This is a genomic window from uncultured Campylobacter sp., assembly GCF_937996225.1.
In the GTDB taxonomy this organism is placed as follows: domain Bacteria; phylum Campylobacterota; class Campylobacteria; order Campylobacterales; family Campylobacteraceae; genus Campylobacter_B.
The window spans coordinates 19,629-30,420 of sequence record NZ_CALKTC010000076.1 but is presented as its reverse complement, the minus strand read 5'-3'; the positions used below and the strand labels follow the sequence as shown (position 1 = coordinate 30,420).

General features: G+C 38.7%; 13 protein-coding genes. 4 read left to right on the top strand and 9 right to left on the bottom strand.

Annotated elements, in window-relative coordinates; translation table 11 throughout:
• From Q0174_RS09115 to Q0174_RS09080, 8 genes are all read right to left on the bottom strand, one after another.
• Positions 1-271: phytanoyl-CoA dioxygenase (locus Q0174_RS09115; RefSeq protein WP_298043437.1), on the bottom strand; the 271-nt coding region annotated here is incomplete at its 3' end.
• Positions 272-364: 93 nt separating this feature from the next.
• Positions 365-637 (bottom strand): colicin immunity domain-containing protein, encoded by a 273-nt coding sequence (locus tag Q0174_RS09110; RefSeq protein ID WP_297988523.1) that lies wholly within the window; start codon positions 635-637, stop codon positions 365-367.
• Between the two features lie 21 nt (positions 638-658).
• A complete protein-coding gene (locus Q0174_RS09105; protein WP_297988521.1) occupies positions 659-931 on the bottom strand; it encodes a hypothetical protein in 273 nt (90 codons plus the stop codon).
• 46 nt (positions 932-977) lie between these two features.
• Positions 978-1,457: a hypothetical protein gene (locus Q0174_RS09100; RefSeq protein ID WP_298043435.1), complete on the bottom strand. Its 480-nt coding sequence runs from the start codon at positions 1,455-1,457 to the stop codon at positions 978-980.
• Between the two features lie 92 nt (positions 1,458-1,549).
• On the bottom strand, positions 1,550-2,110 hold the full coding sequence (locus Q0174_RS09095; RefSeq protein ID WP_298043433.1) for a hypothetical protein: 561 nt from the start codon (positions 2,108-2,110) through the stop codon (positions 1,550-1,552).
• 23 nt (positions 2,111-2,133) lie between these two features.
• Positions 2,134-2,523, bottom strand: coding sequence for a phytanoyl-CoA dioxygenase (locus Q0174_RS09090; protein WP_298043431.1), 390 nt, complete (start codon positions 2,521-2,523; stop codon positions 2,134-2,136).
• A gap of 33 nt (positions 2,524-2,556) precedes the next feature.
• A complete protein-coding gene (locus Q0174_RS09085; RefSeq protein WP_298043430.1) occupies positions 2,557-2,898 on the bottom strand; it encodes a hypothetical protein in 342 nt (113 codons plus the stop codon).
• A 65-nt stretch (positions 2,899-2,963) separates the two neighbouring features.
• Positions 2,964-4,127 carry a hypothetical protein gene (locus Q0174_RS09080; RefSeq protein WP_298043429.1) on the bottom strand — a complete coding sequence of 388 codons (1,164 nt, stop codon included), beginning with the start codon at positions 4,125-4,127 and terminating at the stop codon, positions 2,964-2,966.
• A 939-nt stretch (positions 4,128-5,066) separates the two neighbouring features.
• Here Q0174_RS09080 and Q0174_RS09075 point away from each other — a divergent pair.
• Complete coding sequence (locus Q0174_RS09075; protein ID WP_298043428.1) at positions 5,067-5,492, top strand: hypothetical protein; 426 nt, start codon at positions 5,067-5,069, stop codon at positions 5,490-5,492.
• Here the strand turns inward: Q0174_RS09075 and Q0174_RS09070 are convergent.
• Positions 5,481-5,996 (bottom strand): transposase, encoded by a 516-nt coding sequence (locus tag Q0174_RS09070; protein WP_298043442.1) that lies wholly within the window; start codon positions 5,994-5,996, stop codon positions 5,481-5,483. The genes Q0174_RS09075 and Q0174_RS09070 overlap by 12 nt on opposite strands.
• Before the next feature lie 50 nt (positions 5,997-6,046).
• On the opposite strand from Q0174_RS09070, the gene Q0174_RS09065 reads away from it, so the two are divergent.
• From Q0174_RS09065 to Q0174_RS09055, 3 genes are all read left to right on the top strand, one after another.
• Positions 6,047-6,745: an IS1595 family transposase gene (locus Q0174_RS09065; protein ID WP_298043426.1), complete on the top strand. Its 699-nt coding sequence runs from the start codon at positions 6,047-6,049 to the stop codon at positions 6,743-6,745.
• Positions 6,746-7,009: 264 nt separating this feature from the next.
• A complete protein-coding gene (htpG, locus tag Q0174_RS09060; RefSeq protein WP_298043425.1) occupies positions 7,010-8,851 on the top strand; it encodes a molecular chaperone HtpG in 1,842 nt (613 codons plus the stop codon).
• Positions 8,852-9,299: 448 nt separating this feature from the next.
• The gene (locus tag Q0174_RS09055; RefSeq protein WP_298043424.1) at positions 9,300-10,691 is read left to right on the top strand and encodes an OprD family outer membrane porin; all 1,392 of its coding nucleotides are present in this window, start codon (positions 9,300-9,302) and stop codon (positions 10,689-10,691) included.
• Positions 10,692-10,792 lie beyond the last annotated feature (101 nt).

Genomic DNA, 10,792 nt, shown 5'->3' with positions numbered 1-10,792 from the left:
CTAGCAAGCTTTGATCTTTAAAGTATCTATCTATGAGCTCCAAAAGTTCTCTTAGTGCATCTCTCTCATATGGCAGGAAGCAAAATTTAAATTGCTCCAATAAAGCGTTCTTGCATTCGGTATATAAAAATTCTACCATCTCCGATGGGCTTTCGTAATATTCAACCGCGGGATGAATCAAATGATCAACTTGATATTCCAAAGAAGCCATACGGCATAGATTAACCATAAGCCCGCTTTTTCTAAATATCTCTTTTCCGTTAATTTGCATTTGGGTTTCCTTTTATTGGGATGTGGGTTTTGCCCGCATTATATCGTAATATATTTTTAAAATTCTCGCAAAAATTATCATTTTATAAAACTACTATTTTAAAAGCGCAATTTGTTTTAAAGCCTTTTTCGCGCACCCCCTTAGATCCTCTTCACTTAATGAATCGCCTACCGTATCATCACCCCTCAACTCTTCGTCTGATTCGAATTCATCGATGTCAGTAAGAAGTCTATTAAGCGGCTCATAATATTCATCGGGGAAATTTTTATCATTCATAAATTTATCCCAATATATCTTTTCAAATTCAAATACGTCGATTCTGTTTTGCAAAAAATCCTCTATTATTTTTATATATTCCTCTATCATTGACCCTCTTTCGGTATATTTTTAATCGCCCGCCGCTCTAATGCTTAGAACCGACCATAAATCACTACCTATATTCACGCCTTCGCATAAATTTTTTATAATTGTTAAGTCGTTAGAAGAAATTTTTATATCATATTCATACATTTGAAGCAAAAAATCTTCCAGCGCTATACCATATTCTCCAGCCTTAATCAGTTCTTCCAAATAAATTATAAAGTCGCGCCGACCGACTCCGGCAAATTCATCTTTGTAATTACTGAATAAATTTAAAAATATCGGATTGCTGTATCTCATTCGCTTCTTTCCTCAAATTTATTTCTCGTAGCCGCTTCATAATCTTCTAGCTTCTAATTTCTATTTGAATATCAAGCAAGTCATCGTGATCTGGGTATTTGGCAGTCTCCGAGAGCGTAAATTTTATCTCGTCTAGCAGCTGTTTAGCCAAATCGCTGTATTTTTTCTTAAATGCATTAAAATTTAAGAAAATCAATTTTAAATCGTCTCGAACGCCTTGCTTATTTTTTAACCCATATCTCGAGTTTTCTTCTTTTTCTTCGATGTATTCGCTATAGCTTTCCCACTCGTCTTTATCTTCATATTGCTCCCACTCTTCCTCGCTATAGTTTTTCCATTCCTTAAATCGCAGAAACCAAAAGAAGTCCGCGAATGCATCAGGACCGATACGTAGCGGTAAAGACAGCTTTTCGGATAAATATGAGTATAACTTATGCTCTATTACTTTGGGACAATAATCATGCCTCTCATCAATATATCTTCTGTCTTTTTGCAACTCATCAAAGTCAATCACTGCTTCCGTCATTTTTCCTCGCTTTAACTATGCTAACGCATATTTTCTTTAAATTCTAAAAATCAAATAAGCGTAGATTAACGCAAACTTGCCTTTATTAAATTTTAGTATAAATCAGACCAAAAAGGCACATATGGGCATTTTCCGACCGGCTCAAGAGGATTTTTGCTAAATTCCCTCAAAAAGTAGTCATATAAATTTTTCCCATAATAGATGACGTCGGTATAGTGTATAGATAAGGCTGGCGGATCCGGTAATTTAATACACGGCATATACCTATGAGAATATATAGGTATAATCTTAGGCGCGATTTTGGCTGCTTCTAGTATAATGGCTCGCTTGCGAGATCCGTCTTCGAGCATCGGACCCCATTTTTGCGTATTCCAATAGCCCTCATTTGGAAAAATTTCATCAATAGGATCGTTTTTTAAATACTCAAAGACGTAGTTCATAGCCTGCTTTATCTCCTTTATATTTTCATCGCTAAAGTCTCTCCAATTATAAAATTCTACTGAAATGGGCAATGTATATGATAAAAAATCTCTTAGGCTTTCTGGAAATTTAAACTCATAAATTTGCTCTATTTTGTCTATTTCGCTCTCTTTCAAACCATCGCTCAATTCTATACCGCTCTTTTCTAACAGCTCTTTTATTTGCTTATACATATTCTATTTTCCCTATAAGGCTTTTAGTCGTAATCGAAGTCGTCAAGCTCGTAGCCAAAAATATGGATTGTTTTTAGAGCTAGCTCTCTGACCTCTATCCAAGATTTATTGTGATAGACTAAATATTTATAATCATCTACGTATAATGATCTATCGTCCTTAAAGTTTTTAAGAATAAGAGACCTAAGCTCTCTTAGCGCATCCCTTTCGTATGGCAAGAAGCAAAATTCAAATTCCTCCAATAGGGCATTAGCGCAGGAATCACATAAAAAATATACCATCTCCCTAGGATTTTCGCAATCTTCATCTGTAGCGTGCACAAGATATTTATCTTGATATTCTAAAGAAGCCATTACGCATAGTTTGTACAGAAGCACGCCCTTGCGAAATATATGTTTTCCATCAATTTGCATTTGGGTTTCTTTTTATTGGGATGTGGGTTTCATCTAGCATTCTAAACTCGCATATTTTAATAAAATTTTCGGTCTTATATACAACTCTATCTGCACCATTCTGTCTATAGCAAAATTTTGTCCTATTTCTATAAATTCGCCATCTTTATTTCTTCTGATTTTTAAAGACTCGATGCATTCGGCGGTAAATTCCACAGCTGTCTCCCCGCCTATTTTTATAGTAATTTCCACCCATCCCTCGACTATGCAATATGTAAATATTAACCTGTATATTTCGAACGCATATTTTCCAATATCGCCATCTATTTCATCCGGGTAAAAACCAAAAAAATCACTCATCTCCACCACGTCGGGATACGTTTTTATATATGTCATTTTATGCCTTCCTTTGGGATGGTAGTTATAAATTTTATACTTTAATCATGTCTAGAAAATAAATTTCATACAATTACATACACCGAGCTTTGATTAAATTTAGCCTCTGAAAAATCTACGATCTTTTCATTATCTCTTAAAGTATAAAGCTCGAAATCCGCGCTCAGCTCATCAATATTATAGAAATCCAAACATAAAGCAAATCTGCTGTTCTCAATATCCATATTTTCGATCTTTTCCTTTACCAATTTCAAAAATAAAAGGCATTCTTTAATAAAATCATCTTCCTTTAAATTTGGATTTTTGATCTCCACTTCATTGATCGACCACTCAAAATCGCTTAAGCCTTGATATATTGAAGAATTAATTAAAATGTTCTCTGTTGTGGCTATTCTTTCCCTTTTAAGATTCTTGATAAAAAATATTCCTATGTCAAGATAGATCAAGCCTTCGCGCAATAGCTGCTTTAATTGCGATATTTTCAGATCTTTGATTGAGCCGGCAGGAGCAATAAATTTAATTAAATTTGGATCGGCATAAAAAGTTCCTCTTTTTATCTCTCCTACTTCTTGTACTCTGGAAAATAGCTCTTCATTATTTTTAGGCAGAAGAAAAACCGCTTTGTTCAAATTAACCTCTTTTTTATCTATCGTCACTTTTGCCTTGCTGTCTTTCTCGCAAAATTTTAAAAAGTTGATTCCATATTTAATCTCGTCGTTTAGCCCTATACAGCCAAAACCCTTGCTATCATGCGGATAGACGGCTAAATTTAAACTCGGAAAAATTATAAAACACCATTCGTTTATAGAATAATCATAGCACATTAAAAATTTAGCCAGCTCTTTTATGTCGTTCCATTTCAGAATGTCCATTCTTACGCACATAGCGGGCAACGGATATTCTTTATCTCTAGCCAGAGAAAAATACTCATTTTGTTCTTGCAAAATTCCAAGATCTTTAAATTTATCGTATAACGGCTTTACCTGCGAGATTGCTTTATATTTTTTGTATACTTTATCATCACACATTAGAGCGCTTACGATAAATACTTCATCGCTATATTTTCTAAAAAAGTTATCGAATAATTTTATCGCTAAGCTTACTCCGCTTAGCCAGCCACTGCTTTCGATCTCAAAGAAACCGATCCAGTTTTTAGAAGCACTAAAGCTGCTAAAATTTATATCGCTCAGCCTTAAACTACTATTTGTCAAATTTAATAACTTTTTCATTTTTATCCACCGTAATTTTTTGCTTTTGCTAAATTATACACCAAAAAAACGATATAAACGTGACAAACGCACATAATAGAGGCAATGATAAGATTCAGCGCATGCCTTTTTGATAAAGATCAATCATAGAATTTGCCGATTTGATTAGTGATAAAAGTGGTGTCCTGCGTTGAATTTGTACAACCCTCAGAATTCCCCCGAACATTCGATTACAGAATATCAGTATATAGTCTTTTAAAAAACTATATAAAAATATTTGTCGTCTCTTAAGGAAACTTTAAATAATAAGCAAAAATGAGTTAAGAAGTTTCAAACCTTAAGAAATTTAGCTTAAGCCTTATAGCGCTCAAGGTTTAAAATCTTAAGGAGGTTGATTAATACATTTTCACTAAATGCCTTAAGCGCCTATCTGTAAGATGTTTGTTCTTTAAAGCAGAGAACAAATAAAAACAGATAAAAGCCCAAAGCCTTCTTTGTCCTTATGAACAAGGGGATTATATTAGAAAGATCTTAAAAGCTTCTTAGCTCAAATTTATTAATCTCTTCTTTTACTTTCATTTACGGATAAAAAATCTAAAGACTTAGAGGCTTCTTTAAAAGTATAAAGGAAGCTATGCTATTTTCTTATATAGTATTAAGATAGCCAAAGGCTTTTAAAATATGGGGGAGCGATTAAAAAATGAGGGGTTGCCACCCTCAATATCTTTTCGATACTCAAGTATTCTATTAGAGTAAAGCCAAAATATCAAAAGTAAGGCTACACATAAAATATCCTTAAAAGGGATAGGCTAAGAGGTTGCTCTATCTATGATAAAAGAGCTGCTTTGGCAGATAATATCCGGTATTATGTAGCAACCGCAACTAACTTCTATAAAATAATCAGATAAAATTTTGACTATATTTAATCGCGTATAATAATTGCGATAAAAAGGGGAAAATATGGTGGAATCTCACGTAATATCGGCTTTAGTAGCCAAGCACGCAGAGCTTCAAGGCAGAATTAAATCATATCAAGAAGCCATCAAAGAGGCAAGAGATGAAATTTCAACTATCTCAAAAAGTATAAATATATTCGATCCGAACTACGACTTAAGAAAAATAGCACCCAAGAAAACAAGAGAAAGATATTTTAAGCATAAAGAGCTAACAAGGCTCGTTATAGAGCATATAAAAAATAACGACAATGTTGATATAAATGAATTAACAAAGTATGTAATGAGAGTAAAAGCCCTACCGCAAAAGCTTCACAAATTGATATACGACGGAATTTATACTGTTTTAGAGAATTTGGTTCGTCAAGACGTAATAGAATGCCGTATTGCAAACAACGCAAAACAATATTGCATAAAAATTCTAAATGCCTAATCTCTCGGCCACTCTATGATTGCCTTGCCAATATCCGCAGAATTCATTTGAAATCCCGCTATCTAAGCACTTCTTTAAAATATCTCTAAAGATAAAGCCGTTATTAAATCGCCTTGTATCCTCTCGGTAAGCTATCTCATTAGCATAGTTTGACAGATACAACGTGCTTAGCTTATGACATTGTCCGTATTGAAGTCTACGAAATCTTGAATTGTAGCTTTCGCTTTGATTGTTGTTTTCTCCGTTTGCGCCGCAATACTCTACGGCGTGATTAACCACTTTGTGATTGTAATGAGCGATAAAATTTGAATATCCAACATTCTCATCGGTATGCACTTCGCCGCCTCTTACGATAAATCTGCTAGCTATACGACTTAATTCTACCGGATTTTCGCTTCTTAAAATAAAGGTTCTCGTTCGATTTGCACCGATGCCGAATTCGTTTCTTTGCCTAAGCGATATAACCACTCTTTTATTAGGTTTATACGCTTTTCTACGATCTATTCTTTAGGCTCTCTTTAACTTAAGCTCACACAAAGGAGCAGTAAGTTACGATGAGCACAATGAAAAATAAGTATATCTATCGTTCCCGAATTTCGGAAAAGAAATTTAGAGAAATTCTCAAGTATTTTGCAGAAGACATAGAAGCATCAAAGATATCGAATTTAACTAAAATTTCAGAAGTAACCCTATGTAAAATCTTTAGGGAAATAAGAATTCTTATGTCTCAAGAGTGTAAAAAGATATCTAAGTTTTCAGGCGAGATAGAAATAGATGAAAGCTACTTCGGAGCTAAGAGAGTAAGAGGTAAGAGAGGTAGAGGTGCAAGCGGAAAGCAACCGGTATTCGGTATATTTAAAAGAGATGGTAAGGTCTATACTCAGATAGTAAAGAACTGCTCTGCTAGTGAACTGATACCGATACTATCGCAATTTAGCGAGCTTGATAGCTCTACTATCTATTCAGATTTCTGGAAGGCTTATGATGGATTAGTAGATTACGGAGCCAAAGCTCACTATAGAGTAAAACATTCAAAGAATGAATTTGCTAATGGTAAAAATCATATAAACGGTATAGAAAACTTCTGGGGATACGCCAAACATAGATTATCTAAATTTAAAGGCATCAAGAAAGAGAATTTCTTGCTTCATCTTAAAGAATGTGAATTTAGATATAATAACAGCAAAGATACGAAGGAGTTCTATCATATTTTATTAAAGATGATAAGAGAGAATCCGCTTAACTTATCTTGAGCCAAAATTTAATTATCGGTTTTTCATTTTTCATTTTTGCAATGAATACTCACTGTAATACGCCCAAATTTTTATTAAAATTTTACGTCGAGCGAGCGGCTATTTCGTAGGTAGCAAATCGAGCAAAATTCCACGCTAAATTTTAAAACGCACCTCTAAATTTGCAAAACTTGATAGGATTCATATCAAGTTTATTTATTCTACTCTTGACAAGATTAGCACTCCATGATATAATCTGCCAAAATTTTCAAAAAGGACCGCATAATGGCAAAGAAAAAATTTAAGACCGAAGTGAATGATCTGCTAAATTTGATGATCCATTCGCTTTATTCAAACAAGGAGATTTTCCTGCGCGAGCTCATCTCAAACGCAAGCGACGCGCTGGATAAGTTAAACTACTTAAGCCTTACGAACGACGATTACAAGGCGCTTTCGTATGTGCCGCGCATCGATATAAAGATCGACAAAGAGGCCAAAACGCTAAGCATCGGCGACAACGGCATCGGTATGGACGAGGCCGAACTTGAGAGCAATCTAGGCACTATCGCACGTAGCGGCACTAAGGGCTTTATGGCGAGCCTTAGCGGCGATGCGGCGAAGGATAGCAACCTCATCGGGCAGTTCGGCGTCGGGTTTTACTCGGCATTTATGGTCGCGGATCGTATCGATGTTATCAGCCGCAAGCCGCTCTCACAGGACGCCTTTAAATGGAGCAGCGATGCCAGCAACTACATGGTCGAAAAGGCGGAGAAAGAGGACTTCGGCACGACGATAATCCTGCATATGAAAGATGAGGAGTTTTTGGACGAATATAGGCTGGAAGGCATCATCAAAAAATACTCCAACCACATCCCATATCCGATCTTTATGGATAAAGAAGAATACGTGCCTGCGCAAAAAGAGGGCGAGCAGGGACATAGCGAAATCAAAAATGTCCAGATTAACCGCGCGAGCGCGCTTTGGCAGCTGCCGAAAAGCAGCCTAAAGCCGAGCGATTACAATGAATTTTACAAGCAGATCAGCCACGACAGCGGCGATCCGCTGTTTTATATCCACACCAAGGCCGAGGGCACGCACGAATACACGACGCTTTTTTACGTGCCGAGCAGCGAGCCCTTTGATCTATACCGCGTCGATTATCAAAGCGGCGTGAAGCTCTACGTCAAGCGCGTTTTTATCACCGACGATGCCAAAGAGCTGCTGCCTAGCTACCTGCGCTTCGTGCGCGGCATAATGGACGTCGAGGATCTGCCGCTAAACGTAAGCCGCGAAATTTTACAAGAAAATCGAATTCTTGCCTACGTCCGCGAACAGAGCGTGAAAAAAATTCTATCCGAGCTGCAGAAGCTTTTGCAGAACGATCGCGAAAAATACATAAAATTTTACGAATTATTCGGCAAGGTTTTGAAAGAGGGGCTTTACGGCTTCGGCGCAAACAAAGAGGAAATTTTAAAGCTCTGTCTTTTCAAATCAAACCTGCGAGACGGCCTCATCACGCTTAGCGAGTATAAGGAAAAAATGGGCGCGGAGCAAAAAGAGATCTATTATATCGCGGGAAACAGCGCCGCGATACTCAAAAGCTCGCCTCTGATCGAGAAATTTAACTCCGAGGGCACGGAGGTGCTGCTCTGCGACGATGAGATCGATACGATCGTGATGCCTGGCGTTTTTGAGTTTGACAAAATGCCGATTAAAAACGCGACTTCGATCAAGCAGAATGCTTCGGAGGGCGATGCTGCGACGCCGCAAGCCAAAGAGATCGCCGCAAAGATCAAAGAAATTTTAGGCGAGCGCGTCAAGGACGTTAAAATTTCATCGCGTCTAAGCGGCTCGCTTTCCTGCCTTGTTTTTGACGAGAACGATCCCGATTTTGCGACGCAGCAGCTGCTTAAGCAGATGGGAGGCCGCAATCTGCCGCCGGTAAAGCCGATTTTGGAGATCAACGCCGATCACGAGATCATCAAAAAGCTGCAGGCCGATAAGCTGATGCTGCCGCAAGTAGCCGAGATAATCTACGATCTGGCGCGCCTTAGCGAGGGGCAGGAGCTGGAAAATCCGAGCGAGTTTATCAAAAACGTAAACGAGCTAATCGCAAAGGCTCTGTAGATTATCTAAAATTTAGAGCTTCGATCCGCTAGCAAAATTCCGCGCGGCTGCATAGGCTGTATAAATCTATGGAGCCGCACTTGAAATTTAAAAAGAAATTTCAGCTCGCAAACTTCACTGCGCTTTCTAAATTTTAAAATTTAAAAGCGGCGGAATTTCACTCTTTGATTTCGGTAAAAATTTTATTCGGCGGCTCGGTTTGACGTTTTGAAAATTTTAAGGTTTCGATCGCTTTTATCCGCGAGTCGAGGTCGGGGCGCAAGCCGAAAATATTCGCCAAAGCATGAAATCATAAATCGGGCTATAAATTCCGCCACTCATTAATTTAATCTTTACAAAGTTGCGTAATTTTATTTTTAATTTCCCCCTTTTTTATCGCAAACAGCGAGATTGTTTGATATAATTCATTTTATAAATATTTGTAAATCTTTATGAAAGGAGATTTCGAATGAAACTCATCAAACTAAGTTTAGCTGCGGCGGTTTGCGCATGTGCGGTATCCTCGCTAAGCGCGGCGGATAGCGTAGCCGAGGCGATCACTAACGGCAAATTTGGCGGAACGGTAAAGACCACTTACGCTAATAAAACCGTAGACAACAGAGGCGAAGCCGCTACGGGTGATAACGACTACGAAGCATTCGGCGTGGGTCTTGAGCTCGGATACGTTACCGATCCTCTTTACGGCTTTAGAATAGGGCTTACCGGACAAGGCTGGTTGATGCCGTATCACGTAGGCTCAAGCAATAAGATCGCCTACGATAAGGAGTGGTATACTAAAGGTGCGGTATTATCGGAATTATACCTAGGATACGGCATAGGAAATACCGATATAAAGGCGGGTAGACAATATGTCGTAACTCCGCTCGTTGCAGGCAACTATACGAGGGCGTTTAAAGAGGCTTTCGAGGGCGTGGCGATATCCAATAAAGATATCCCCGATACTACATTGTGGGGCGGATGGTTTTATAAATTCCAAGGAAGGAGTAAAACCGCCATGGGTGCTCCGGCAGGCGAAGGAAAGGCTCCTTTATTTAAAGATAGAGTGATTCTGGGTAATATGACCGGTCCGGTCGCCGTAAAATTTGAAAATATCTTCTCTGCATATATTCAAAACAAATCCTTGCCTTATACCACTTTAACCGGCGCTTACGCAGCGGTAACGGACGTAAAACCCGCTAACGCGTTAAAGGACGGCGATATTAGCCTATATCTTGCCGAGGCAAATGTCAAAGTGCCCGTAGGCGAGATTTTAAAGCTAGGATTTGATATTAATTATAAAGGCTCGCGTGTAGACGGAGGGCTGGAACCAAGAAGGCTTGATGGCGATATGTTCGGCGCAAGAGTCTCGGTTAGCGAGTTTTTCGGATTCGGCCTATCGTATGCCTATACGACCGTTAGCGATGACGATGCTGTTATTTTAGGCGTCGGCAACGGCCCTGGATCATACACCGCGCTACCTATCCGAGGTCCGTTCGTCTTCACGGGATATGCGGGTATGGATACGCACAAGATCGTGCTTGATTACGACTTCGGCGCTATCGGTCTGGACGGCTTCAAAACTGCGCTACACTACGTAAAGGGCGATCAGGACAGAGTAGGCGGTACGAATAATATCAATGCTAGCGGGGCTGCGGGCCAAAAGGTCGGCACCAGCATGGACGTAGAGGGCTGGGCGGTAACGGCAAACTACGCTCCTAAGGCCGTTAAGGGGCTAAGCTTGGGCGTAACCTATACTGCGCTTGAGAGGAGCGACCACTACGCTAGCGGCGTAAATAGAAAGTTCGACGAGAATGAGATATGGTTGCAAGCTGCGTATAAATTTGATCTAAGCGGCGACTAAAGCTTTAAAGAGCGGAGTATTTCCGCTCTTTCTTATTTACATTATTTTGCCTCGTATATGATGCAAAAAAGGGCGTTTAAACCCGAAAAATTTACTCTTCC